General features: G+C 68.1%; 26 protein-coding genes. 21 read left to right on the top strand and 5 right to left on the bottom strand.

All coding sequences use genetic code 11. The features are described from left to right. Positions 1–6 precede the first annotated feature (6 nt). Positions 7–2,610, bottom strand: a complete 2,604-nt coding sequence (locus GQ674_RS03715; RefSeq protein ID WP_159495997.1) for a bifunctional aspartate kinase/diaminopimelate decarboxylase — start codon at positions 2,608–2,610, stop codon at positions 7–9. 180 nt (positions 2,611–2,790) lie between these two features. On the opposite strand from GQ674_RS03715, the gene GQ674_RS03710 reads away from it, so the two are divergent. Next, the gene (locus tag GQ674_RS03710; RefSeq protein WP_159495996.1) at positions 2,791–3,666 is read left to right on the top strand and encodes a PhzF family phenazine biosynthesis protein; all 876 of its coding nucleotides are present in this window, start codon (positions 2,791–2,793) and stop codon (positions 3,664–3,666) included. 83 nt (positions 3,667–3,749) lie between these two features. Here GQ674_RS03710 and GQ674_RS03705 read toward each other — a convergent pair whose 3' ends face one another. Further along, complete coding sequence (locus GQ674_RS03705; protein ID WP_128095581.1) at positions 3,750–4,181, bottom strand: OsmC family protein; 432 nt, start codon at positions 4,179–4,181, stop codon at positions 3,750–3,752. A gap of 376 nt (positions 4,182–4,557) precedes the next feature. Between GQ674_RS03705 and GQ674_RS03700 the strand changes: the two genes are divergently transcribed. The 4 genes from GQ674_RS03700 to GQ674_RS03685 all read left to right on the top strand — a co-directional run bounded on the left by GQ674_RS03700 (position 4,558) and on the right by GQ674_RS03685 (position 6,830). After that, positions 4,558–4,956 carry an HU family DNA-binding protein gene (locus GQ674_RS03700; RefSeq protein WP_038689886.1) on the top strand — a complete coding sequence of 133 codons (399 nt, stop codon included), beginning with the start codon at positions 4,558–4,560 and terminating at the stop codon, positions 4,954–4,956. Positions 4,957–5,231: 275 nt separating this feature from the next. Continuing rightward, positions 5,232–5,540 carry a DUF3861 family protein gene (locus GQ674_RS03695; RefSeq protein ID WP_128095580.1) on the top strand — a complete coding sequence of 103 codons (309 nt, stop codon included), beginning with the start codon at positions 5,232–5,234 and terminating at the stop codon, positions 5,538–5,540. Positions 5,541–5,589: 49 nt separating this feature from the next. After that, entirely contained in the window at positions 5,590–6,135 is a 546-nt protein-coding gene (locus tag GQ674_RS03690) for a hypothetical protein (protein WP_159495995.1), read from the top strand. Between the two features lie 98 nt (positions 6,136–6,233). Then, complete coding sequence (locus GQ674_RS03685) at positions 6,234–6,830, top strand: DUF1439 domain-containing protein (protein ID WP_159495994.1); 597 nt, start codon at positions 6,234–6,236, stop codon at positions 6,828–6,830. Positions 6,831–7,029: 199 nt separating this feature from the next. Here GQ674_RS03685 and GQ674_RS03680 read toward each other — a convergent pair whose 3' ends face one another. Together GQ674_RS03680 and GQ674_RS03675 are read right to left on the bottom strand one after the other, a co-directional pair. Further along, complete coding sequence (locus GQ674_RS03680; protein WP_159495993.1) at positions 7,030–7,572, bottom strand: type 1 glutamine amidotransferase domain-containing protein; 543 nt, start codon at positions 7,570–7,572, stop codon at positions 7,030–7,032. Between the two features lie 123 nt (positions 7,573–7,695). After that, the gene (locus tag GQ674_RS03675; RefSeq protein WP_038689895.1) at positions 7,696–8,163 is read right to left on the bottom strand and encodes an SET domain-containing protein-lysine N-methyltransferase; all 468 of its coding nucleotides are present in this window, start codon (positions 8,161–8,163) and stop codon (positions 7,696–7,698) included. Positions 8,164–8,338: 175 nt separating this feature from the next. Between GQ674_RS03675 and GQ674_RS03670 the strand changes: the two genes are divergently transcribed. The 5 genes from GQ674_RS03670 (at position 8,339) to GQ674_RS03650 (ending at position 13,629) form a co-directional block, all read left to right on the top strand. Beyond that, positions 8,339–8,791, top strand: coding sequence for an SUF system Fe-S cluster assembly regulator (locus tag GQ674_RS03670; protein WP_038689897.1), 453 nt, complete (start codon positions 8,339–8,341; stop codon positions 8,789–8,791). A 16-nt stretch (positions 8,792–8,807) separates the two neighbouring features. Continuing rightward, positions 8,808–10,283, top strand: coding sequence for a Fe-S cluster assembly protein SufB (gene sufB, locus GQ674_RS03665; protein ID WP_128095585.1), 1,476 nt, complete (start codon positions 8,808–8,810; stop codon positions 10,281–10,283). A 66-nt stretch (positions 10,284–10,349) separates the two neighbouring features. After that, positions 10,350–11,114, top strand: coding sequence for a Fe-S cluster assembly ATPase SufC (gene sufC, locus GQ674_RS03660; protein WP_159495992.1), 765 nt, complete (start codon positions 10,350–10,352; stop codon positions 11,112–11,114). Next, positions 11,114–12,376, top strand: coding sequence for a Fe-S cluster assembly protein SufD (sufD, locus tag GQ674_RS03655; RefSeq protein ID WP_159495991.1), 1,263 nt, complete (start codon positions 11,114–11,116; stop codon positions 12,374–12,376). Before sufC ends, sufD begins: the two co-directional genes overlap by 1 nt. Continuing rightward, entirely contained in the window at positions 12,373–13,629 is a 1,257-nt protein-coding gene (locus GQ674_RS03650) for a cysteine desulfurase (protein ID WP_159495990.1), read from the top strand. The genes sufD and GQ674_RS03650 overlap by 4 nt, the downstream gene beginning before the upstream one ends. Before the next feature lie 72 nt (positions 13,630–13,701). On the opposite strand, the gene GQ674_RS03645 is transcribed toward GQ674_RS03650, so the two are convergent. Further along, positions 13,702–14,118 carry a hypothetical protein gene (locus tag GQ674_RS03645; protein WP_159495989.1) on the bottom strand — a complete coding sequence of 139 codons (417 nt, stop codon included), beginning with the start codon at positions 14,116–14,118 and terminating at the stop codon, positions 13,702–13,704. A gap of 106 nt (positions 14,119–14,224) precedes the next feature. On the opposite strand from GQ674_RS03645, the gene GQ674_RS03640 reads away from it, so the two are divergent. The 11 genes from GQ674_RS03640 to GQ674_RS03590 all read left to right on the top strand — a co-directional run bounded on the left by GQ674_RS03640 (position 14,225) and on the right by GQ674_RS03590 (position 25,497). After that, complete coding sequence (locus GQ674_RS03640; RefSeq protein ID WP_159495988.1) at positions 14,225–14,986, top strand: energy transducer TonB; 762 nt, start codon at positions 14,225–14,227, stop codon at positions 14,984–14,986. Positions 14,987–15,049: 63 nt separating this feature from the next. Continuing rightward, positions 15,050–15,586, top strand: coding sequence for a GNAT family N-acetyltransferase (locus tag GQ674_RS03635; protein WP_159495987.1), 537 nt, complete (start codon positions 15,050–15,052; stop codon positions 15,584–15,586). Further along, entirely contained in the window at positions 15,583–15,915 is a 333-nt protein-coding gene (locus GQ674_RS03630) for a non-heme iron oxygenase ferredoxin subunit (RefSeq protein ID WP_159495986.1), read from the top strand. The genes GQ674_RS03635 and GQ674_RS03630 overlap by 4 nt, the downstream gene beginning before the upstream one ends. Before the next feature lie 79 nt (positions 15,916–15,994). Further along, complete coding sequence (locus GQ674_RS03625; RefSeq protein WP_159495985.1) at positions 15,995–16,387, top strand: hypothetical protein; 393 nt, start codon at positions 15,995–15,997, stop codon at positions 16,385–16,387. A gap of 157 nt (positions 16,388–16,544) precedes the next feature. Beyond that, on the top strand, positions 16,545–18,866 hold the full coding sequence (locus GQ674_RS03620; RefSeq protein ID WP_236546179.1) for a catecholate siderophore receptor Fiu: 2,322 nt from the start codon (positions 16,545–16,547) through the stop codon (positions 18,864–18,866). A 47-nt stretch (positions 18,867–18,913) separates the two neighbouring features. After that, a complete protein-coding gene (locus GQ674_RS03615) occupies positions 18,914–19,600 on the top strand; it encodes a Fe2+-dependent dioxygenase (RefSeq protein WP_159495983.1) in 687 nt (228 codons plus the stop codon). Between the two features lie 140 nt (positions 19,601–19,740). Then, positions 19,741–20,172 carry a hypothetical protein gene (locus GQ674_RS03610; RefSeq protein ID WP_236546178.1) on the top strand — a complete coding sequence of 144 codons (432 nt, stop codon included), beginning with the start codon at positions 19,741–19,743 and terminating at the stop codon, positions 20,170–20,172. Positions 20,173–20,319: 147 nt separating this feature from the next. Further along, positions 20,320–22,752, top strand: a complete 2,433-nt coding sequence (locus GQ674_RS03605) for a TonB-dependent receptor (RefSeq protein ID WP_159495982.1) — start codon at positions 20,320–20,322, stop codon at positions 22,750–22,752. Positions 22,753–23,392: 640 nt separating this feature from the next. Next, on the top strand, positions 23,393–24,028 hold the full coding sequence (locus GQ674_RS03600) for a PepSY-associated TM helix domain-containing protein (protein WP_159495981.1): 636 nt from the start codon (positions 23,393–23,395) through the stop codon (positions 24,026–24,028). A gap of 20 nt (positions 24,029–24,048) precedes the next feature. Beyond that, the gene (locus GQ674_RS03595; RefSeq protein WP_159495980.1) at positions 24,049–24,567 is read left to right on the top strand and encodes a DUF2271 domain-containing protein; all 519 of its coding nucleotides are present in this window, start codon (positions 24,049–24,051) and stop codon (positions 24,565–24,567) included. Between the two features lie 123 nt (positions 24,568–24,690). Beyond that, positions 24,691–25,497, top strand: a complete 807-nt coding sequence (locus GQ674_RS03590; protein ID WP_159495979.1) for a DUF4198 domain-containing protein — start codon at positions 24,691–24,693, stop codon at positions 25,495–25,497. The last annotated feature ends 68 nt before the right edge of the window (positions 25,498–25,565 follow it).

The raw sequence follows: 25,565 nt of genomic DNA, 5'->3' as shown, positions 1-25,565 counted from the left end.
CGGCGGTCAAGGACCGTCATCGATGACGTCCTCGCGCGGCAGCTCGCGCTGGTTGTAGGTGTTGGCCATGACGTAACCGTAGGCACCGGCATCGGCGATCAGCATCACATCGTCCGGCGCGGTCGAGACCGGCAGCTTGCGGCGCTTGCCGAACACATCGCTGGACTCGCAGATCGGGCCGACCACGTCGAACGCGGCCTCGGCGTAGCCGCCGAGCCGGCTCAGGTTCTCGATGTCGTGCCAGGCGTCATACAGGGCCGGGCGCATCAACGTGTTCATGCCGGCATCCAGGCCCACGCGGCGCACGCCGTCCTTTTCGATCACCTGGGTGGCCGTGGCCAGCAGCACGCCCGATTCGGCCACCAGGTAGCGACCCGGTTCGATCGCCAGCCGGAACGCCGGGTGCACCGCCTTGACCTCGGCCAGGCCAACGGCCCAGGCGTCCAGGTCGAACGGCTCGTCGTCGGCGCTGTAGGGAATGGGCAGGCCACCGCCAATGTCGATGGTTTCCACGCTGCCGATGCGCCGCGCGAAGCCGGCCAGCTCATCGCACATCAGGCGCCAGTGCTGCGCGGTTTCCACGCCACTGCCCAGGTGCGCATGCAGGCCCACCACGCGGGTGCCCAGCTCGGTGGCCAGGCGCACGAACTCGTCCACGCGGGCGATCGGCAGGCCGAACTTGGAGTCCTTGCCGCCGGTACGGACCTTGGCGTGGTGGCCTTCGCCACGGCCCAGGTCCACCCGCAGCCACAGCTCGCGGTTGCGGAACAGGTCCGGCCAACGCTGCAGCGCTTCCACGTTGTCCACGGTAACGGTGACACCCAGCGCGAACGCGGCGTCGTACTCGGCGCGCGGGGCGAAGCTGGGGGTGAACAGCACGCGCCGGGGCGACAGCGTGGGCAGCGTGTTGAACACGTGCTTGAGCTCGCCGTGCGACACGCACTCCAGGCCGAAGCCTTCCTGCTCCAGCACTTCCAGGATGGCCGGGTGCGAATTGGCCTTGATCGCGTAGTAGCGCTGGTCGATGGCCTTGATCGCAGTCAGCGCGCGCGCACGCGCCCGCACCGTGGGCAGGTTGTACACGTAGCGCGGTGTACCGGCCTGGGCGAGCGTCAGCAGGTGGGCACGCTGGCCCCGCCACCAGGCGGTTTCGCGCGGGCGCACGGTGCCGGCGATCTCGCGCCAGCGCGGGCCGAACACTTCGCCCTCTTCCACCGGCATCGCACCGCTGTCGATCAGCTCGGCGTGCAGGATCGGCAGCAGCCCATCGGCGTCGGCTTCATCGATGACGAAGGTCAGGTTGAGGTCGTTGGACGACTGCGAAATCATGTGCACGCGCTCGCGCCCGAACGTGGCCCACACGTCCGACAGCTTGTGCAGCAGCGAACGCATGCCGCGCCCGACCAGGGTGATCGCCGCGCACGGCACGATGATCTTGACCTTGCAGATCTGCGACAGGTCCGCCGACAGCGCAGCCAGCACGTCGGTGTTGACCAGGTTCTCGGACGGGTCCAGCGACACGGTGACGTTGGTTTCGGCCGAACCGATCAGGTCCACCGACAGCCCGTGCTTCTTGAACAGCCCGAACACGTCGGCCAGGAAGCCGACCTGCTGCCACATGCCGATGCCTTCCATGGACACCAGCACGATGCCGTTGCGGCGGCTGATCGCCTTCACCCCCGGCACCGGCGCGGCATTGCCGTCGATGCTGGTGCCCGGCAGCTCCGGGCGTTCGGTGTCCAGGATGGCCATCGGCACGCCGGCGTCGCGGCACGGCTTGATCGAGCGCGGGTGCAGCACCTTGGCGCCGGTGGTGGCGATTTCCTGGGCTTCGTAATAGTCCAGGCGGGTCAGCAGGCGCGCATCGGGCACGTCGCGCGGATTGGCGCTGAACATGCCCGGCACGTCGGTCCAGATCTCCACGCGGCTGGCCCCGAGCAGCGCGCCGAAGTACGCCGCCGAAGTGTCCGAGCCGCCGCGGCCGAGAATGGCGGTGCCGCCATCGGCGTGCCGCGAAATGAAGCCCTGGGTGATCAGCATGCGCGTGGGCTGGGCGCGGAAACGCGCGGCCCAGTCGGCATCGGCGCGCCACTGGCAGTTCACCGACAGCCGCTGGGACCAGTCGCTCTGGTTGGGCTGCGGCGGCAGCGCATCCAGCCACTGACGCGCGTCCATCCAGCCGAAGTCCAGGCCGCTGGCATGCAGGTAGGCCGCGCCCACGGTGGAAGACAGCAGCTCGCCCTGGCCCAGCACGTCGGCCTGCCAGTCCAGCGGGCGGCTGGCCGCGCGCGGGTCGTCGAGCAGCCCGGACAAGCCGGCCAGGCGTTCATCCAGCGCGGTGGCGTCCAGCGCCAGCTCGACCAGGAACTCGCGGTGGCGGGCCACCAGCGCGTCCACGCGGGCACGGCTGTCGGCGGCGCCGTCGGCAATGGCGGTCAGTTCATTGGTGACCCCGGACAACGCCGACACCACCACCAGCACGCGCGCGCCGGTCTCTTCCGCACGTTTTTTCGCCAGCTTCCCGATCGTGTCCCAGCGGTGACGACGCGACACGGAGGTGCCGCCGAACTTCAGTACGATCCAACGATCGACAAGGGGGGAAGCTGACATGGAAGTAAAGAGGGTTTCGTAGTGAGGGGGGGGATTCGCCCGGCACACCGGCCGAACTCCCGATTCTATGCCAAGCCCGGCCCCGGCAGGGCCTGCGCGGGCACCTGGTCCGCGCCGAAGGCGGGCCCGGGGCCGTCCCGGATTGGTAAGCTGCCCGACCGTTTCGCAGACCCTGACGCCATGACTTCCCGCCGTTTCCTGCAGTTGGACGTGTTTTCCCCCTACCCCGGCGCCGGCAACCCCCTGGCGGTGGTGCTGGATGCCGAAGGCCTGGACGAGGCGGCGATGCAGGCCATTGCCCGCTGGACCCGACTGCCGGAGACGACCTTCGTGTTCGCGCCGGAAGCGCCGGGCAGCAGCTACCGCCTGCGCATGTTCAGCCCGCAGAAGGAAGTGCCCTTCGCCGGCCACCCCAGCGTGGGCACCGCGCATGCGGTGCTGGAGGAGGCCGTGGCAGCGCCGGTGGACGGCGTGCTGGTGCAGGACGGCATCGCCGGCACCCTGCCCTTGCAGGTGGACGGCACGGGCGCGGCCCGCACCATCGCCATCCGCACCCCGCGCGCCAGCGTGGCCGAGGTGGCGCAGCCGGATGACCCGCGCCTGCAGGCCGCCCTGGCCGGCTGGTCGCTGGGCGCATTGCCGCCGGCGCGGATGGCCGGTGGGCGCAGCTGGTGGGTGGTGGAACTGCGCGATGAGGCCACGCTGCGTGCGCTGCGGCCGGACTGGGACGTGATCGCCGCGCTGGCCGAGAGCACCGACAGCATGGGCGTGTTCGCCTATGCGCGCAGCACGGGCGCGTCATGGGACCTGGCGGTGCGTGCGTTCGTCGGCAACGGCCGTCGCTTCGAGGACGCCGCCTCCGGGGCCGCCAACGCGGTACTGGCCGCGTGGCTGGACAGCCGCGATGCACTGCCCGGCGCAGGACGCCGCTATGTGGTGAGCCAGGGCCGCGAAGTGGGCCACGATGCGCGGCTCAGCCTGCACATCGATGCCAACGGTGATGTGTGGTCGGGTGGCCAGGTGCAGACAGTCATCCGCGGCACGCTGGACTGGTAACACCGGCTGCGGCCTGCCCCGCAGATACCGCCGCGCTGCGGGTGCCGGCCATTGGCCGGCACCCCTGAAGCACCCGTCGGCCGTTAGGCCAGTTCGGCTTCCAGGCTGATCGGCACCGCACTCAGTGCCTTGGACACCGGGCAGTTCTGCTTGGCGTCATCGGCGATCGCCCGGAACTGGGTGGCGTCGATGTTGGGCACCACGGCCTTCACCTTCAAGGTGATCTGCGACAGCTGCGGGCCGCCTTCCATGGAAAGGTCCACCTTGGCTTCGGTGTCCAGCGAGGTCGGCACGAACCCGGCCTCGGTGAGTTTGGCCGACAGCGCCATGGTGAAGCAGCCGGCGTGCGCGGCGGCGATCAGTTCTTCCGGGTTGGTGCCCTTCTCATCGCCAAAGCGGCTGCTGAAGGCATAGCGGGTCTTGTCCAGCAGGCCGCTCTGCGGCGTGCTCAATTGTCCCTTGCCTGTCTTGAGGTCACCTTCCCAGTGCGCGGTGGCATGACGCGAAATACCCATCGGTGTGTCTCCTGCGGATGAATGGCAGGACCAGCATGGACGAGGCGGCGTTAGCACGGCGTCGGTCCGGCGGCCGCGCCCATCGCGGGCGCTCACCCGGGCCCGGTCGCAGTGCCGCATGGCGGCGAGAAAACCGCTGTTTTCAAGGGGTTTGGAGCAAACCGACGGGCATCCTGACGATCCTGGCCGAGGCCACCGGGGTGATCGCCCGCCCTGTTTTTCGGGCATGTGCTGATGCACTGCAGTAACCGGCAGGCAGGAAATCGCGAACTTTTATGCGATTGCCTATTGGCGGCGCCGCCTGGTTGGCCTACATTTCGCTTGCCGACCGGGTTCGGCGCGACCAAACAACCAACCGTTCACGGAACAGGAAACCATGGCAAAGACCGCTAAGAAGGCTGCCCCGAAGAAGGCAGTAAAGAAAGTCGCTACCAAGGCAGCCGCCAAGCCGGCCGCTCCCAAGCCGATCAAGGACGTACTGAGCAAGTCTGGTCTGGTTGCACACATCGTTGAAACGTCCGGCGTTGTCGCCAAGGACGTGCGCGCCGTGCTCGCCTCGCTGGAAGGCGCCGTCGCCGCTTCGGTGCACAAGAAGGGCGCGGGCAGCTTCACCCTGCCGGGCCTGCTGAAGATCACCACCGTCAGCGTTGCGGCCAAGCCGAAGCGCAAGGGGATCAATCCGTTCACCAAGGAAGAGCAGTGGTTTGCCGCCAAGCCGGCTTCCACCAAGCTGAAGGTGCGTCCGCTCAAGAAGCTCAAGGACGCTGCGCTGTAACCAGCGCGTTTCCTGCAGCACCCGGACGGGACGGCCTTGGCCGTCCCGTTCTTTTTTGGGCCGCCCGCCGACGCTCGACCACAGGGGCTGCGAAACACAGCGTTGCCAATTGGGGAGGATGCGCCCGCGTCGCGCGCAAACGCTGCACCCACGGCCATCTCCGGCCGACAGCGCCAGCGTGGAACGCGCGCGGTGGAACACTGCGTGCGGCCGCGCCCGTCGCCCCCGGCCGCCGGCACGCCTATGGTGGTTTCGTCCCCCCAACGCCAGCCGCCATGACCAGCCCCTCCCAGCGCTATCGCATTACCGTTACCCCGATCGAGAAGGACGGGTTGCAGTGCAGCGGACGCTGCACGATCGAACTGGAACATCGCGCGCAGCAGGACTGGATGCGCCTGATGGAAATCGCACGGCGCCAGACCGGCCTGAGCGGTGACGAGCGCGCGGCCGCCATCGTGGCCACCCAGCTGCTGCACGACCTGGCCCAGCGCCACGCGCACGAACCGGGCCATCCGTTGAGCGTCCTGCAGCCGCAGCTCGGCGAAGTGCTCACGGCCCTGCAGGCGATCCAGCAGGCGCCCTGAGCGCGCCACCGACCGCTACACTCTGCCCTTCACCTGGGGGAGTACCCGCATGCGTCGTGCCGTGATCCTGTTGCCGCTGCTGCTGGGCGGTTGCTCCTGCGAGCGTCACCCCGCCGCCGACGCGCCTGGCGCTGCCGCGACGGCAGCGACCGCGGGCGCCGAAGCGACCGGCAGTACCAATGCCGCCACCGTCGCTCCGCTCGCGCCCGCGCCGCTGAGCGCCGTGGCAGCGGGTGCCGAGGATGAAGGCATCGTGGTGCGCCACTACCTGAATGCACTCGCGCGCGGCGACCACGCCGCCGCCGATGCGTTCTGGAGTGGGGGCCGCACCGCCAGCCATGCCGATGACGCGGTGCTGCGCCAACTGCTTTCCCAACCCGAACCGTCGCGTGTGCTCAGCCTGCGCATGGACACCGAGGTCCCCATCGCCCGCGACCAGGCCCAGCCCTCGCGCCTGCGCGAGGTTCCGGTGCGGATCCGCGTGATGACCGCCGATGGCCCCCTGCGGTACCAGGGCGGGTATCGCCTGCAGCCACGCCCCGACGCAAGCGGCTGGGAAATCCACGGCGCGTCGGTACAGCCCGTGCTGGACTGACTGCCCGGCAACCACCCTGCAGCGGCGGCGCGGCATCCAAGCTGGATTCAGCCGGAAGCGCTATCGTTGGCGCTTCCCCCTTAGCTACGGCCCGCCCCATGAACGCACGCCCGCTGTTGTCCCGCATCGCCGCATGCACGGTGCTGATCGCCGCCGCAGTCGGTGCGCAAGCCGCACCCAGCGTGTCCGGCCGCCAGTTGTCGGTGGGCGCCAGCGACGTGCAGCAGTACCTGGACGGCAGCTTCCCACGCACCCAGGATGCGCTCGGCGGGCTGATCGCCATGACCATGAGCCATCCGCAACTGGCCCTGCCACAGGGCAACCGCCTGGATCTGGGCTTCGATATCGCCATGGCCACCGCCGGCAGCGCGCCGGCCGCGCTGGGCAAGGTGAAGTTGAGCAGTGGCCTGCGCTACGACGCACAGACCCAGGGCTTCCACCTGGACCAGCCGACGGTGGACGACTTCACCCCGGCCACCAACGGTGGACGCCTGGATTCGCGCACGCGCAGCCTGCTCAATGCCTGGCTGACCGACTATGCGCGGCGCGAGCCGATCTACAAGATCGACCCCACCGTGGCCAGCGTGCTTGGCGCGCTCCAGGTCCAATCGGCGCAGGTGGAGAACGGCAAGCTGGTGGTGACGTTCAACCAGGATCTGGGCAAGCTGGTCCCGGCGGGCATGCTGGGCAAATGATGCGGGAGCGCACCGACCAACGGTCGGTGCCTACCCGGGGGGTCCATGCCGCGGCGTTGATGGGCGCGTGCACCGACCAACGGTCGGTGCCTACTGGATGATCGGTGCGCAGCAGACACCGGTAGGTACCGACCGTTGGTCGGTACCCATCACGTCGGTACGCATCAGGTCGGTGCACACCGCATTGGCCCCGCCCCGATCAGCCGGCCAGTGCCTTGGCCACCGCGTCGGCGAACGCCGGAATGTCATCCGGCTTGCGGCTGGTGATCAGGTTGCCGTCCACCACTACCTCGGCATCGCGCCACTGCGCGCCGGCGTTGGTGAGGTCGGTTTTCAGCGACGGCCACGAGGTAACCGCGTGGCCCTTGGCCAACCCCGACTCCACCAGCAGCCACGGGCCATGGCAGATCGCCGCGACCGGCTTGCCCGCTGCGCCAAATGCCTTGATGAAGTCCACGGCCTGCGTATCGATGCGCAGCTTGTCGGGGTTGATCACCCCGCCCGGCAGCACCAGTGCGTGGTACGTGTCGGGCTTGGCCGCGGCCAGCGCCTGATCCACCGCCACCGATTCGCCCCAGTCCTTGCCCTTCCAGCCGCGGATCTGGCTGGCATCGCCGGGGGCGATCACTGTCACCGTGGCGCCCCACGTTTCCAACAGGCGCTTGGGCTCCTGCAGTTCGGACTGTTCAAAACCGTCGGTGGCCAGGATCGCCACCTTCTTGCCGTCGAGTGCGTGTGCCATGGAGAGGCTCCGGTAGAAAGGAGCCTTCAGTCTGCCGCGCCACGCATTGAGCAGCAGTGACCAGCATGTGCAGGGCGCGTGGGCAGTGCCGGCAGCCACCGGCACCCCGTGCACGCCGCCGGATCAGCGCTTGGGCTGCAGCATCGTCCCGGTGCACTTCTTCGACCCGCAGCGGCACTCCCAGATCTTCTTCAGGCGCGCCGTGTGGCGCTCGGCCAGGGTGATGCCGTAGTTGTAGGTCAGCTCGTCGCCCGGCTTGATGTCCTTGATCGCCTCGATGAACACCTTGTCCTCGCGGCGGTTGTCACCCTCGGCTTCCTCGATCACCGCCTCGCAGTTCGGGTCGCAGCTGTGGTTCAACCAGCGCGCGTCGTTGCCCTTGTAGTTGGCATCGATGACGTAATCGTCGTTCAGGGTGAACAGGAAGGTGTGCCCGCTCTCGACGTCCCCGGTATCATCGGCATCCACATCGGCGTGGCTGCGCAGCAACCCCTTGTACTGGATGACCCGCTCGCCCTGCTTGATCGGCGCCAGCGCAAACACGCCGTTGCCGTGGATGGAGGACTTGCGGGCTTGGATCTTCTTGGGCATGTGGCTGGCCGTTGCGGAAGGTAGGCAACGATTCTCGCTTAATCTTTGTGATTGCCAAAGCCACGCGATGCCCAGCCCCTGCAGCATCCCCCGGGATCGCCCCTGAACGGGGTGGGTTGGATGCCCGCGGAGAAAAGCGTACAATTTCAGTCCGCTTTACGGTTCAACCCTCCCCATGCTCCGCGTCACCAAACTCACCGATTACGCCACCGTCGTGCTGACCGTGCTCGCCGCCCGCCCGGGCGAAGTGCTCAGTGCGACCGAACTGGCCGAGTTCGCCAGCCTTGAGCCGCCCACCGTCAGCAAGCTGCTCAAGCCGCTGGCCCAGGCCGGGCTGGTTGAAGGCCTGCGCGGCGTGCGCGGCGGTTACCGCCTGACCCGCCCGGCCGAGCAGATCACCCTGTTCGAGATCGTGGAAGCCATGGAGGGCCCGCTGGGCCTGACCGAGTGCGCCCACGAGCACAGCCAGTGCGGCCGCGAGATGCAATGCGGCGCGCGCAGCAGCTGGCGGCTGATCAACGACGTGGTGTCCGAAGCACTGCGCGCGGTCAGCCTGGCGCAGATCCTGCCCCCTCTTCCCCTTGTTGATGCTTCGCGCCGCGTGATCGCGGCCGATGTCGTCTCCTGATCCACAGGCAGCCCCCATGGCCACCGATATCCTCGACACCGTCGCCACCGGCGATACCCCCAACCGCGAGATCCACGAGCAGCTTGGCCGCAAGTATTCGGCCGGCTTCATCACCGATATCGAATCGGACTCGCTGCCGCCTGGCCTGGACGAGGACACCATTCGTGCCCTGTCGGCCAAGAAGGACGAGCCGGAATGGATGACGCAGTGGCGCCTGGACGCCTACCGCCACTTCCTGACCATGCCGATGCCGAACTGGGCCAAGCTGCAGATCGCCCCGATCGACCTGCAGTCGCTGAGCTACTACTCCGCGCCGAAGGGCCCGAAGTACGCCTCGCTGGACGACGTGCCCAAGGAACTGCTGGACACCTACGACAAGCTGGGCGTGCCGCTGCACGAGCGCGCCAAGCTGGCCGGCGTGGCCGTGGATGCGGTGTTCGACTCGGTTTCGGTGGGCACCACCTTCCGCAAGGAACTGGCCGAAAAGGGCGTGATCTTCTGCTCGATGTCCGAAGCCATCAAGGAGCACCCGGAACTGGTCAAACAGTACCTGGGCACCGTGGTGCCGGTCGGCGACAACTACTTTGCCGCGTTGAATTCGGCGGTGTTCTCCGACGGCAGTTTCGTGTTCATCCCCAAGGGCGTGCGTTGCCCGATGGAACTGAGCACCTACTTCCGCATCAACGCCGGCCACACCGGCCAGTTCGAGCGCACCCTGATCATCTGCGAGGACAAGGCGTACGTGTCCTACCTGGAAGGCTGCACCGCGCCGATGCGCGATGAGAACCAGCTGCACGCCGCGGTGGTCGAGCTGGTGGCGCTGGAAGATGCCGAGATCAAGTATTCCACGGTGCAGAACTGGTACCCCGGCGACGAGAACGGCGTGGGCGGCATCTACAACTTCGTCACCAAGCGTGCCGAATGCCGGGGCGCGCGCAGCAAGGTCACCTGGACCCAGGTGGAAACCGGTTCGGCGATCACCTGGAAGTACCCGTCCTGCGTGCTGCTGGGCGACGACTCGGTGGGCGAGTTCCACTCGGTGGCGCTGACCCATCATCGCCAGCAGGCCGACACCGGCACCAAGATGATCCACATCGGCAAGCGCACCAAGAGCAAGATCGTCAGCAAGGGCATCAGCGCCGGGCGTGGCCAGAACACCTACCGTGGCCTGGTCAAGGTGGACCGCAACGCCGACGGCGCGCGCAACTACACCCAGTGCGACTCGCTGCTGATCGGCAAGACCTCCGGCGCGCACACCTTCCCGTACATCGAGGTCAAGAACCCGAGTGCGACGGTGGAGCACGAGGCCACCACCTCCAAGATCTCCGACGACCAGCTGTTCTATTGCCGCGCCCGCGGCATCGACCAGGAAAACGCGGTGTCGATGATCGTCGACGGCTTCTGCAAGCAGGTCTTCCGCGAGCTGCCGATGGAGTTCGCGGTGGAAGCCAAGAAGCTGCTGGAAGTGTCGCTGGAAGGGTCTGTGGGTTAACCCGACAGCCGCCTTCGTTTGAATTTTTCAGCCACGCATGGCGTGGCTCTACACCGGATTCGTATCATGCTGAAGATCGACAACCTCCACGCCCGCATCGGCGACAAGGAAATCCTCAAGGGCCTCTCGCTGGACGTGAAGCCCGGCCAGGTGCACGCCATCATGGGCCCCAACGGCGCCGGCAAGTCCACCCTGGGCAACGTGCTGGCCGGCCGCGACGGCTATGACGTGAGCGAGGGCAGCGTGCAGTTCGAAGGCCGTGACCTGCTCGAGCTGGCGCCGGAGGAACGCGCCGCCGCCGGTCTGTTCCTGGCCTTCCAGTACCCGGTGGAAATCCCCGGCGTCAACAACACCTACTTCCTGCGCGCCGCGCTCAACGCCCAGCGCAAGGCGCGCGGCGAAGAGGAACTGGATTCGATGCAGTTCCTCAAGCTGGTGCGCCAGAAGCTGGCCGTGCTGCACCTGAAGGACGAACTGCTGCACCGGGGTGTCAACGAAGGCTTCTCCGGTGGCGAGAAGAAGCGCAACGAGATCTTCCAGCTGGCCGTGCTTGAACCCAAGCTGGCGATCCTGGATGAAACCGATTCGGGCCTGGACATCGACGCGCTCAAGAGCGTGGCCGACGGCGTCAACGCGCTGCGCTCGCCGGACCGTTCGTTCATTGTCATCACCCACTACCAGCGCCTGCTCGACTACATCAAGCCGGACGTGGTGCATGTGCTGGCCGACGGCAAGATCGTGCAGACCGGCGGCCCGGAACTGGCCCTGGAACTGGAAGCCCACGGCTACCACTTCCTGAAGGACCGCGTGGTGCCGGAGGCAGCGGTCTGATGAGCGCCCTGCTCGATTCCCTCGCCAGCGGCTTCTGCGGCAGCGACGCGCGCCGCGCCGAACTGGACGCCGCCCTGCAGGCCGGCCTGCCCGGCCCACGTACCGAAGCCTGGAAGTACACCTCGCTGCGCCAGCTGGAACGCCGCAGCTTCAGCCCGGCACCGCTGGCTGCCACCGACGTCGACGCCGCGCTGCTGGCCGACATTCCGTCGCCGCGCCTGGTGTTCGTCAACGGCCGTCCGTCGCACGCACTGAGCGATGTGGCCGCGCTGCCGGCCGGCATCCAGCTGCAGACCCTGTCCTCGGCGCTGTCCGCCGGCGACGACGCCCTGCGCTTTCTCGGCCGCCGTTTCGAGCGCAGCGACGAAGTGTTCGCCCGCCTCAACGCCGCCCTCGCCGATGAAGGCGTGGTGGTGCGCGTGGAAGATGGTGCACAGGTCGAACTGCCGCTGCAGCTGGTCTTCATCAGCGTGGCCGGCGAGACCGACCTGTCCTGGCACCATCGCCACCTGATCGAACTGCGCGCCGGCGCTGCGCTCGGCGTGGTCGAACACCACCTGCATGTGGGCGATGCCGCGCACCTGGGCAACACCCTGGTCCACGTGCACCTCGCCCAGGACGCCGTGCTCTCGCACGCCCGCGTGCAGGCCGACAGCGGGCGCGCCACCACCCTGCTGCGCACCGATGCCGTGCTCGCGCGTAACGCGCAGTACCGCCGCATCGACCTGGAACTGGGCGCCGCATTGAGCCGCCACGAGCTCAACGTGCGCCTGGAAGGCGACAGCGCCCAGCTCACCGCCAACGGCGTGTTGCTGGGCAATGGCCGCCGCCATATCGATACCCGCCTGGGCATCGAGCACATCGCGCGCGACACGTCCTCGGAAATGGTCTGGCGCGGCGTCGCGGCCAACCGCAGCCGCGTGGTGTTCCATGGTGGCATCCACATCCGCGCCGGCGCCGATGGCACCGATGCCAACCTGTCCAACAAGAACCTGCTGCTGTCGGCCGACGCGGAGATCGACACCCAGCCCACGCTGGTGATCGACGCTGATGAAGTGAAGGCCGCCCACGGCGCGACCGTCGGCCAGCTCGATGCCAACGCCCTGTTCTACCTGCGCTCGCGCGGGTTGGCCGCCGACCAGGCCCAGCAGCTGCTCAGTGCGGCGTTCTGCCATGAACCGCTGAACGCGCTGGACGCCCGCCTGACCGAACAGCTGCGCCGCCAGCTCGACATCGCCCTGGCCCAGGCAGGCGTGGCATGAACCTCTCCACCGCGCGCCCGGCCCCCGATACCGCGGTGGCCCCGGACTGGGACCGCGCCCGCCTGGACTTCCCGCTGTTGATGCGCGAAGTGCACGGCAAGCCGCTGGTGTACTTCGACAATGCCAACACCGGCCAGAAGCCGGTGCAGGTCATTGGCGCGGTGGATGAGTTCTACCGCCGCTACAACGCCAACGTCAGCCGCGCGGTGCATGCGCTGGGCACCGAGGCCACCGATGCCTACGAAGGCGCGCGGACCAAGCTGGCACGCTTCCTCAACGTGCGCGCCAGCGAACTGGTGCTGTGCAGCGGCACCACCTTCGCGCTCAACCTGGTGGCCTATTCGTGGGCGTTGCCGCGGTTGAAGGCCGGTGATGTGATCCTGGTGTCGCGGATGGAGCACCATGCCAACATCGTGCCGTGGCAGCTGGTGGCCGAGCGCACCGGTGCCACGATCCGCGTGGCCGAGATCACCCCTGACGGCGCGCTCGATCTGGACGCGCTGCGCCGTGCGATGACCGCCGAGGTCAAGCTGCTCGCCGTGGCGCACGTGTCCAACGTGCTGGGTACGGTCAACCCGGTGCGTGAGATCTGCCGGGAAGCGCGCAAGCGCGGCATCGTCACCGTGGTGGACGGCTCGCAGGCCGTGCCGCACCGCAAGGTGGACGTGGCCGCGATCGGCTGTGACTTCTATGCCATCACCGGGCACAAGATGTGTGGCCCCACCGGCACCGGCGCACTGTGGGCACGCCGCGAGCACCTCGACGCGATGCCGCCGTTCATCGGGGGCGGCGAGATGATCAAGGAAGTGAGCTTCGAGGGCACCGTGTTCAACGATGCCCCGCACAAGTTCGAGGCCGGCACCCCGAACATCGCCGGTTTCATCGGCCTGGGCGTGGCGGTGGACTACCTCGAATCGCTCGGCCTGGACCACGTGGAAACACGCGAAACCGAGCTGCTGGCGCACTTCAACGAAGAGCTGGGCAAGATCGATGGCCTGCGCATCTTCGGTACCACGCCGGACAAGGCGGCGGTGGTGTCGTTCCTGATCGAAGGCGCCCACTCGCACGACCTGGCTACCCTGCTGGACCTGGAAGGCGTGGCCGTGCGCTCGGGCCAGCATTGCGCGCACCCGCTGCTGCAGTACTACGGCGTGGCCGCTGCCTGCCGCGCATCGCTGGCGTTCTACAACACGCACGATGAGGTCGAGCGCTTCATCGTGGCGCTGAACAAGGTGCGCAAGCTGCTGGGCTGACGGCAGCCGAAGGTTGGGTACCCCGGAACGCCGCGAGAGATCGCGGCGTTCTGCGTTCGGGCGGTCCCGCCGCTAGCGGCATACCGGCCGGGTGCCGTCGCCGCCACGCCGCGTCACCGCCACCAAGGTCTCCCGAGCACCACCGGAGGACGCCTGCGAGCCCGCCAGGTGGGTCACCTGCAGGGCCGCCCCCTGCCGGCGTACCACCATCACCGCAGTGCCGTCGCTGGCGTACAGGTACACCGCCGCACCGCGCGTGCCCATGACCAGACGCTCCGGCGCCAAGGCGGCGCCTTCGTAATGCCATAGCCGGGCGTGTCCCGGGTCGGCCGCGCCGGGAAAGAACAGCTCGATACCCAACATGTCGCCACTATCCGGGTGCACGCAGACATTGCCGTAGGTCCCGGCCAGATCCAGCCCCTTGTCGACCGGGGCGCCTGCACCCTGCACTGCCAGTACCACGGCCATCACCGCCCCCGACACGTTCATTCCTGCCCCCTGGTGGCCCAATGCGATCGGCAGCGTAGCCCAACGCGCGCCCAACAGCGGCGCAACAATGCGATAATGCGAACACTTCTCATTTGCGTAATTGGCGATGCCGTCCCCCCTCCTTTGCACGGGCCAGCCGCCCGTCGGTCTGCCGTGGTCGCCCCGCCCGCCTGCGTTCGTCGAACGCCATGCGCGTGCTCTCGCGGCCGGCATCACGGTGCTGGCCCATGTCGGCCTCTTCGTGGCCCTGCTTTGGAGGCAGGCCTATTCCCCGGCTGACCTACCGCCACCGCCGGCCGAGCGCACCCAGCTGATCCTGCTGCCGCCGCGTGCGCCGGAAGTCCCGCTGGAAGAGATCGTTGCCCCCACCCCCAGCAGTGCCGCCGCAGTGCTCAAGCAGAAACCGGAGCCACCGCGCCCGCTGCCGCAGACACCGCCGCGCGCCACCGCCAACTGGGTCATTCCCCCGCCCACGCCACCGCAGCCCACCACCGATTCCCTCGCGCCCCAGCAGCAGGAGGCCTCGGTTGCCGCCGCACCGCCCAGCCCGCCGCTGCCCGCCGGCCCCAGCGAAGCCACGCCCGGTCGCGACAGCTGGGAGGGCCGGGTGATGGCGCGCCTCGAGCGCTTCCGACGTTACCCCAACGCCGCGCGCGCCCGCCGCCAGGAAGGCATCGCCCAACTGCGGGTCAGCGTGGGCCGCGACGGCAGCCTGCTGGCGCTGTCGCTGGAAGCGACCTCTGGCTTCCCGCTGCTGGACCAGGCCGCGCTGGACACCTTCCGCCGCGCCGCGCCGTTGCCCAAGGTGCCGGAGGACCGCCAGGCACCGGTGGAACTGTCGTTCCCGGTGGAATTTTTCATGCGCTGAGGCGGCTACCGGCCACTGGCCGGTACCTACCCGGCATCGCGCCCCCCGCCTAGAATGGGCGGCATGAGCACCCTGACCTTCCGCGCGGCCACTGCCGCCGACATCCCCGCCCTGATCGCCCTGGTCACCTCGGCCTATCGCGGCGACGCCAGCCGCGCCGGCTGGACCACCGAAGCCGACCTGCTGGACGGCGCCCGCATCGACGCGCAGGGCCTGCAGGCCGACCTGGCCAAGCCGCGTTCGACCATCCTGCTGGCCGAGCGCGAGGGCCAGCTGGCCGCCTGCGCGCACGTAGCCGACGACAACGGCACGGGCTATTTCGGCATGTTCTCGGTCGCCCCCACCCAGCAGGGTGGCGGCATCGGCAAGCAGATGATGGACGCCGCCGAGGCCCACGCCGCCCGCGAATGGGGCGTGCCGGTGATGCAGATGACCGTGATCGACGTGCGCGAGGAGCTGATCGCCTTCTACGAGCGCCGAGGCTACGCACGCACCGGCATCAAGAAGCCCTTCCCCTATGGCGACGAACGCTTCGGCATCCCCAAGCGCGACGACCTGCGCTTCGAGATCCTGGAAAAGCCGCTGGTGGTTTCCGCGTGAGCGACATCTGGACCTTCGTCTGCGCCAGCGCCGACCTGCTGCCGGGCGAGATGAAAAGCACGTTCGACGAGGTCACCGGCACCCCGATCGTGGTGTTCAACCTGGACGGCGAGCTGTACGCCCTGGAAGACCAGTGCACCCACGACGAATTCGAGCTGTCCTCGGGCACCTTCGATACCGCCGAGGCCAGCATCGAGTGCGTGCTGCACGGCGCCCGCTTCGACATCCGCGATGGCCGCGCCCTGTGCGCCCCGGCCTATTCGCCGGTGGCCAGGTTCCCCGTCAAACGCGAACACGACGGGGTCTGGGCCCGCGACGACCGCGACTGAACAGCGGCCTTTTGAAAATGGGAATCGCTAGCATTACCATGTGCGCCGCGGCCGCCCGGCCGCGCCTGCCTGGTAAACCGTGTCCGCCACCCGTTCCGCCCTCGGTGTTGCTGCCCTGTGGGCCACGCTCTGCGTGGTGCTGCTGGCCGCCGGCTGGCTGAGCGGCAAACGCGCCAGCGTCCCGCTGGCACACCCGGCCACGACGCTGTCCACGCTGGCTCTGGCGCCGGTCGATGCCGCCGCCACGCTGCCGCAGGCACCGGCCCCCTGCCCGGAACCCCCAGCCAGTGAACTGTCTGCGGCCACCGAAGGCGGGACCGATCCCGACACCAGCACCCACGGCATGACCTTGCGCCTGCGCCGCACCCCCTGGGTGGCAGTAGTGCCGCTGTGGCCGGCCGATGCGCTGCGCTGGCAGCGGATGGAACCGTCGCTGCGGCTCAACCCCGGCCACGCCCCTCCTTACGCCTGATCCTGCTGCCACGCACCGCGTGGTGGCACTGCCCTGCCTGCGCGTCGCGCAGCCAGCGGCCACGCCTGTTCGCCCTGCCCTGCCTGCACCGCCGATCGCCCCGTCCGATCGCTGCATGCCCCTGCTGCCCTACCTTCGCCCTTCTGGACTGTCCTCCATGATCAAGAGCCGCAAGCACTCTCCCTCTTCGCGCAGCGCCGCCTGCCTGGCCACCGCCGGGCTGGTCACCGGCCTGGGCCTGGCCACGCTGCCCGTCACAGCCCTGGCCCAGTCCAGCACCGCCACGCCGCAGACCCTGGACCAGGTGCACGTGCTCGGGGTGCGCGGCTACAAGGCCGACAAGGTCGCCTCGCCCAAGTTCACCCAGTCGCTGCAGGACACGCCGCAGACCATCCAGGTGATCACCGCCGATCTGTTCAACCAGCAGGGTGCCACCACGCTGACCGATGCACTGCGCAACAGTCCGGGTGTGGGGACGTTCTACGTGGGCGAGAACGGCAACACAAATACCGGCGACAGCATTTTCATGCGCGGCTTCGACACGTCGAGCAGCATCTTCGTCGATGGCGTGCGCGACATCGGTTCGATCTCGCGCGATGTGTTCAATACCGAACAGGTGGAAGTGGCCAAGGGTCCGGCCGGTACCGACAACGGCCGTTCCGCCCCCACCGGCGCGATCAACATGGTGAGCAAGCAGGCCACCCTGCATGACGCGGTGTCCGGCACCGTCTCGGCGGGAACCGACAGCCAGGCGCGTACCACCGCCGACTGGAACCAGACCCTGGGCGCGACCAGCGCGCTGCGCCTCAATGCCATGTGGCAGGACAACGACCAGCCTGGCCGCGACCATGTCAACAACAGCCGCTGGGGCATCGCCCCGTCGCTTGCCTTCGGCCTGGGCACCGCCACGCGCTACTACCTCAACCTGCTTTACGTGGAACAGGACAACGTGCCCGACGGCGGCGTCCCCACGCTCGGCCTGCCGGGCTGGACGCCGCAGCCTACGCTGGAACAGCTGGCCGGCCACCCGGTGGACCCGGAGAACTTCTACGGTACCCGGGCCGACCACGACGACGTCACCGCGAAGATGGCCACGTTCCGCATCGAGCACGACCTCAACGACAACGTCCGCCTGACCAACACCGCGCGCTGGGGCCGCACCGACCAGGACTACATGCTGACCGCCTTCATGGGCACCGGCACCCGCGGTGCCAATGGCGCGGCGACCGGCAACATCCGCTACACCTCCGCCGCCGACCTGGGCAGCTACACCCTCGCGCGAAGCCTGCCGACCTTCAAGCACCAGCAGAACACCATCCTTACCGACCAGCTCAACCTGCGCGCCGACTTCGCCACCGGTACGGTCGAGCACAACCTGAGCACCGGCCTGGAGTTCACCCGCGAAGAACTGAAGAGTTTCGGGCAGGCTGCCACCGGCGGCAGCGTGTGGTCAGCGGCCAACCTGTACGCACCGGACTGGAACGCCACCGGCCTGACCTGGGCACACAACGGCGCCGACAGCCATGGCAAGACCACGACGTCGTCGGCGTACCTGTTCGACACGCTCACCATCGGCGAGAGCTTCCTGCTCACCGCTGGCCTGCGTGCAGATCACTACAAGACCGAGTACCAGAGCGCGTCGGTCTGCGGTGGGCGCGGGCCGGCCTGTGGCAGCAATCCAGTCGGCACGGTGATCCCCAATCCGTCGCTGGCGCATTCGGACACCCTGCTCAACTGGAAAGTGGGGGCGGTGTACAAGGTCGATGACCTGGTCAGCCTGTATGCCAACTACGCCATCTCGCAGCAGCCCCCCGGTGGCAGCAATTTCCAGCTGAGCGCCTCGGCCAGCAGCGCCGACAACCCCAGCCTGGACCCACAGAAGGCAAAGACATTCGAGGTGGGCACCAAGTGGAGCTTCCTGGGCGACGCACTGGCCTTGAACGTGGCGCTGTTCAAAACCGAGGTCAGCAACGAGATCAACACCCAGGTGCTCGATGACGCCGGCAACCCGACCCAGACCGGCAAGAAGTCGGTGCAGGGCATCGAAGTGTCCACGGTGGGCCGCATCACCGACAACTGGTCGGTGAGCGCCGGCTACAGCCACCTCGATACCGACGTGGAGGAAGGTGCCAACGTTGCCGCCGACGGCACCCGCAACCTGACCTACACGCCCGGCGACACCTTCACCAGCTGGACCAGCTACACCTTCCCGTTCGGCCTGACCCTCGGCGGTGGCGCACGGTATGCGGGCCGGATGCATCGCGGTACCGATGGCGCAGTGGGCACCCCGGCATTCACCAAGTCCTACACGGTCTACGATGCGGTCGCCTCGTACACCATCAACCCGCGCCTGGTGGTGCGCTTGAACGCCTACAACCTGTTCGACAAGCAGTACGTGGCTGCGATCAACAAGAGCGGGTACCGTTACACCCCGGGCGCGCCGCGCTCGTTCCTGCTCAGCGCCGACTACCGCTTCTGATGCGTGGGCGGCGCGGGCAGCCCCCGCGCCGCGCAGAGGATCCCGCCATGCTGCTGCATGTTCCCGACGTACTTTCCGCCGATGAACTGGCCCATCTGCAGCGCGCGCTTGCGGCGGCGGACTGGGCCGATGGTCGCGAAACCGTGGGCGCGCAGGGCGCGCAGGTCAAACGCAACGAGCAGCTACCCGATGCCTCGCCCCTGAAGGCCGAGCTGGGGCGGGTGGTGCTGGCGGCGCTGGAACGGCACCCGCTGTTCTTTGCCGCGGCGCTGCCGCTGCGGATCCTGCCACCGCGCTTCAACCGCTACCAGGGCGGGGGCGAATACGGCCTGCATGTCGACGGGGCGGTGATGATCACCGGCCACGGCGAGCAGCGTGCCCACCTGCGCTCGGATGTGTCCTGCACCTTGTTCCTGAGCCCGCCGGAGGCCTATGACGGCGGTGAACTGGTGGTCAGCGACACCTATGGCGAGCACGAGGTGAAACTGCCTGCCGGTGACCTGGTGGTCTATCCGTCCAGCAGTCTGCACCGGGTCAACGCGGTGACACGCGGTGCCCGGCTTGCCTCGTTCTTCTGGGTACAGAGCATGGTCCGCGACGACAGCGCGCGGCGCATGCTGCTGGAGATGGACAGCGCCATCGAGACGCTGCGCACCGGCGGTGCCGACGCGGCCGCCGTGCTGCAGCTCACCGGCGTGTATCACAACCTGCTGCGCCGCTGGAGCGAGGTCTGAGCGCACCGGCGCCTGTCCTGAGGCAGGTGTACCACCCTCAATCGCAAATCATTCCCATTTGCACCCGGGAACGTATCTCACTACAATCCCGGCGCGTTGCGTCCCGAACCTCCGGGCCGCCGTAGACCGGACACCCCCACTTGCGCCACCCGCACCGCCACCGCAGCTTCGCCCCCGCCGTGCGCGGGCAGCGTCCGGCGTTGGCGAGCGTGCTGGCCTGGCTGGCCTTGCTGGCGATGCTGCTCACCGGCCTGCCGGTGCTGGAGCACGCCATACCGGGCAGCAGCGCCATCGTGCTGCAGATGCCGGTGGAAGAACGCCCCGCCGGCGGCGGCGAAACCGCCCCGCAGGAAGAGGCACCGGCCAAGCTGCGCCGGATGGCCAGCGCCCGGTTGTCGCGTACCCCGCTGCCGCCGTTGCCCGAACCGGTGGATGCACTGGGCGCGCTGATGGCCACCATGCTCGCGTTGCCGCCGCAGGTATCGCCATCGGTTGATTCGGCACCGGCCACGCCGCTGCCATCGGCCCCGGGGCTGCGCGTACAGCGCGGCCAGGCGCCACCGCAGGGCTGATCCCGCGCATCGCCTGCGGCGCCAACGCGCCGTCGATGCCGATCACCGCCTGTCTGCCCGCCCTGCGGGTCCCTTCCTGATCTGTGGTGCGTGGCGTGGCCTGCTAACCGCGCGCGCGTCCGTCTGCTTCCCTTCGAGGTTATTGCCATGGCCCAGCGCCAGCGTCGTTGCACGTCCCTTTCCCGTTGCTCGCTGAGCATCGCCCTGCTCGGCGCGCTCAGCGCCCCGGCCTTCGCCAACGGCGCCGCTGCCGGCGCGCCGACCACGCTGGACAAGGTGGTCGTCACCGCCGCCGGCTTCGAGCAGAAGATCACCGACGCGCCGGCCAGCATCAGCGTGGTCAGCCGCGAGGAACTGAGCAAGCGCCCGTACACCAGCCTGGTGGATGCGCTGCGCGACGTGGAAGGCATCGACGTGGGCATGGAAACCACCGACAAGAACGGCCGCGCCACCATTTCCATGCGCGGCATGCCGTCCGAATACACCCTGGTGCTGATCGACGGGCGCCGCCAGAGCAACGTGGGCCAGTTGTACCCGAACAACTTCGGCGGCGGTCAGTTCGCCTACCTGCCGCCGCTGGATGCGATCGAGCGCATCGAAGTGGTGCGCGGCCCGATGTCCACGCTGTATGGCTCCGATGCGATGGGCGGGGTGATCAACATCATCACCCGGCGCAACCAGGACAGCTGGCACGGCTCGGTCACCCAAGGCTTCACCGTGCAGCAGGACGACCAGTTCGGCGATGCGCGCACCACCGACGTGTACCTGACCGGCCCGTTGCTCAAGGACCGCCTGGCCCTGGCAGTGCGCGGCAGCTACTACGACGCCAAGGCGTCCAACCCGGAGTGGGACGACCTGCCGCTGCCGGACGGCACGCTGTGGGAACGCAGCATCGGCTTCGGCGGCGGCGGCAAGGCGGTGGCCAACACCAACTGGAACACCGGCCTGCGCTTGAACTGGACGATCAACGACGACCACGACCTGAGCCTGGACTACGACATCTCGCGCCAGAAGTACGACAACAGCGAAGGCCAGACCGGCACCCTGGACAGTGCCGCCAGCCTGTGGCGCGTGGGCAATGCGACCATTCCCAACCCGAACGGCAGCGGCACGATCACCCGCCGCGTGGTGCAGCCGCGCGTGGGCTATACCGCCTACCAGCGCTACGAGCGCGACCAGCTGGCGCTGAGCCACCAGGGCCGCTACAGCTTCGGCACGTGGCAGACCACGCTGACCCACACCACCAGCAACAACCTGGGCCGCTCGCTGCCGCTGACCCTGGACGAACGCGCGGACCTGCAGACGCTGTGGAACGACGTATGCGGCCGCACCGGCGCGGCCGCCAACTGCGCCGCGGGCCGCGGCAATGCGCTGACCGCGCTCAACGCCAGCGAGCAGGCCCGCCTGCAGGCCTTCCTGCCGCGCCCGCTGCGCACGATGGAGTTGGAAGGCTACGTGCTGGACACGATGCTGGACATGACCTTCGGCGCGCACAAGCTGACCGTGGGTGGCCAGTACAACGACACCGACATGGTGGACGGCGTGTTCGGCATGGACGGCGCCGGCTACCGTGACAACGTCAAGCAGCAGCACCGGATGTGGTCGGTGTTCGCCGAGGACAACTGGGCGCTGACCGACACGCTGACCGCCACGGTGGGCGTGCGCTACGACGACCACAACATTTTCGGCAGCCACGTCAGCCCGCGCGGTTACCTGGTGTGGAACGCAAGCGATGCGTGGACGATCAAGGGCGGCGTGAGCACCGGGTACAAGACCCCGCGCCCGGACCAGCTGTTCCCCGGCGTGACCGGCTTTGGTGGCCAGGGCGTGCTGCCGCTGGTGGGTTCGCCGAACCTGCAGCCGGAAACCAGCACCAACTATGAGGTGGCGGCGTACTACGAAGGCAGCGACTGGGGCTTCAATGTCACCGGCTTCCTCAACAAGTTCGACGACAAGATCGCCAGCGGCGGCACGTTCCCGAACTGCGAAGTGGCTCCGGCCGGCGGCGGGTACTGCGTGGACGTGGGCCCGGGCTGGGCGGCGCTGGGCTACAGCACCTTCAGCCAGAGCGTGAACATCGACAAGGCCGAAACGCGCGGTGTTGAAGCCGCGGCTTACGTGGACCTGCTGGACAGCCTGCAGTTGCGCGGTAACTACACCTATACCAGGTCCGAGCAGACCAGCGGGGTGGACAAGGGCAAGCCGGTGGGGGGCACGACCACGCCGGCCAGGCACATGGCCAATGCCAGCCTGAACTGGCAGATCAACGATGCGGTGAGTCTGTCGCTGATCGGCGAAGGCCGCTACGACCGCTACCGCGACACGCTGGTGGGCAACGTGGGCGGGGTGAGCACCTCGCAGGTGCGCTATTACGAGGACTATACGATCTTCCACCTGGGCGGCAGCTGGAACATCAACCGTTGGCTGACGCTCAATGCGCGGGTCAACAACCTGTTCGACAAGGACTTCGTGTCGCAGTCGTGCGTGTTGATCAGCGACAGCGAATACAACTGCGTGGACGACTACGCGACCAAGGACCAGCGCCGCAGCTACTGGATGTCGTTGAACGCGAAGTTCTGATTGGGGAAGCGTCGGGGCTGATGGGTTTCTGGGGTGGGTCGGTGGGGGTGGGGTTATGGGGCACGCTGCAAGTCCCGCTCCGCGGCCCGGCCCAGCCGCTGGCGGCTGTGCGTTCGGACGCATGCGAGGCAGTGCCTCGCAAGCAATGCGCCCTCACCCCTGTAAGCTCGTTCGCGCCATCCATGGCGCTCTACGGCCCCATAACCCCACCCCCACCGCCCCCAGACAGATGGTCGGGGGCCCCGGCGCAGTTAAGGGCGGGGGAGCAAGAGCAAGAGCAACAGCAAGAGCAACAGCAGCCGAGCAACGCTCGGCTCTACCGGATCGCGGCTTGGTTTTTGCCGAGCCATGCTCGGCACCCCTCTCCAAAAAACGGCCAACAGCCCGCTCTTCCCGTGCGCGCCGACGCAGTGTCCACGGGACGGCGGGTATGGGTTTACGGGACCCTCCACCGCATGGATGCGGTGGCGGAGCCTACACGGACGTACTCGCGGCGTGTCCCGTGAACCCATACCCGCCGTCACGCCCCGGCAGACCCAAGTGCCGCCGTGCTTTGAGCTTTAGGCTTCGGCCCAAACCACAAATTGCGAACCATTCTCATCAATGGTGTAATTCGCCATTCGATCAAAACCCACCCCCAGTGCCCACTCCCACCTCCAGCGTGCAGCAGCAACAAAGTCGTGGCTTCTGGCTGCGCACCCTGCACCAGTGGCACTGGATCAGCTCGGCCGTCTGCCTCATCGGCATGCTCCTGTTTGCCGCCACCGGCATCACCCTCAACCATGCCGCCCGGATCGACGCCACCCCGCAGGTCGTCAACCGCCAGCTGGACCTGCCCGCCGACCTGCTCGCCAAGCTCGGCGACCGCGCCGACGGCAACGCGCCCCTGCCCCGTGCCACCGCCCGCTGGCTCGATGCCCAACTGCACATCTCCATCGGCCGCCGCACCGCCGAATGGTCCGATGGCGAAATCTACCTCTCCATGCCCCGCCCCGGCGGTGACGCCTGGCTCAGCATCGACCGCGACAGCGGCGCCGTCGAATACGAAGCCACCACCCGCGGCTGGGTCTCCTACTTCAACGACCTTCACAAAGGCCGCAACGCCGGGCCCGCCTGGGGCTGGTTCCTCGACGTGTTCGCCGGCGCCTGCCTTGTCTTCTGCATCACCGGCCTCTTCCTGCTCCACCTGCATGCCCGCCAGCGACGCATGACCTGGCCCCTGGTCGGCCTCGGCCTGATGATCCCCCTGCTCATCGCCCTCATCCTCATCCACTGATCGCCCCACGGAGCCGCACCATGCGCGTCACCCTGACCATCGCCCTGAGCGGCCTGCTCGCCACCAGCCCCGCCTACGCCGCCACCCTCGACATCAACGTCGAAGTGCCCAAGCTCACCGTTGCCGAGTATCACCGCCCCTACGTCGCGGTGTGGCTGGAAGGCGCCGACCAGAAAGTCGCCGCCAACCTCTCGGTCTGGTACCAGCAGACCGGCAACAGCGAAGGCCATGGCACCAAGTGGCTGCCCGACCTGCGCCAGTGGTGGCGCAAAAGCGGCCGCACCCTGGACGTGCCCGTCGACGGCGTCACCGGCCCCACCCGCCCCGCCGGCAAGCAGGCCCTGTCGTTCAACGACAAGCAGCCCGCTCTGAAGGCCCTGGCCCCCGGCAACTACACCCTCGTGGTCGAAGCCGTGCGCGAAGTCGGCGGCCGCGAACTGCTCAAAATCCCCTTCACCTGGCCGGTCACCGCCGTCCAGAACGGCAAGGCGCAGGGCGCCACCGAACTCGGCCTGGTCACCCTCAGCGCCAAACCGTGACCTTCCGCCCGCCTTCGCTGGCGGGCACACCGCATCCCCGCACCGCCGCGTAGCATCGGCGGTCGGACCGTTCCCCCTTCACCGGGCATGTCCCTCGCACCTGCCCCCTACATGGAGTTGTTGATGAAGCGCTCGCTCGTCCTAGCCGCCGCCCTGGCCGCCGCACTTCCGTTCTCCGCCCTGGCCCACAAGGCCTGGCTGCAGCCCTCGCAGACCGTCGTTGCCGGCGAGAAGCCGTGGATCACCGTCGATGCGGCCGTGTCCAACGACCTCTTCTACTTCAACCACGTGCCGCTGCGCCTGGACAACCTCATCATCACTGCCCCGGACGGCAGCCTGGTGCAGCCGCAGAACGCGGCCACCGGCAAGTTCCGCAGCGTGTTCGATGTCGAGCTCACCCAGCAGGGCACCTACCGCCTGGCCACCGTCAACAACGGCCTGTCGGCCAGCTGGGAAGAAGACGGCAAGCCCAAGCGCTGGCGCGGTACTCCCGCCACCTTCGCCACGGAAGTGCCGAAGAAGGCCAAGAAGCTGCAGGTGTCGCAATCGGTCGGCCGGGTGGAAACCTTCGTCACCAACGGCACCCCCAACGACACCGCGCTGAAGCCGACCAGGCAGGGCATCGAAATGGTTGCGCTGGGCCATCCCAATGACCTGGTCGCCGGCGAAGCGGCGCGCTTCCGCGTGCTGGTCGACGGCAAGCCGCGCGCCGGCCTGGCGTTCGAGATTACCCGCGGCGGCACGCGTTACCGCAACGCCCAGGACGAGATCAAGGTCACCAGCGACAAGAAGGGCGAGTTCAGCGTCACCTGGCCAGAGGCCGGCATGTACTGGCTGGAAACCGGCAGCGAAGACAAGAAGACCTCGCTCAAGCAGGCCAAGACCCGCCGCCTGAGCTACGTGGCCACCCTCGAAGTGTTGCCGCAGTAACACCCCGCGCAGTTCCGCTTGAGGCCGCATCTGCGGCACGCCCCCTCCCCGGTGGAGGGGGCCTTTAC

Origin of the sequence: Stenotrophomonas sp. 364, assembly GCF_009832905.1 — a bacterium.
In the GTDB taxonomy this organism is placed as follows: Bacteria; Pseudomonadota; Gammaproteobacteria; order Xanthomonadales; family Xanthomonadaceae; genus Stenotrophomonas; species Stenotrophomonas maltophilia_AP.
Note: the sequence above shows the minus strand (reverse complement) of the source record. Positions and strands in the feature narration are given on the sequence as shown.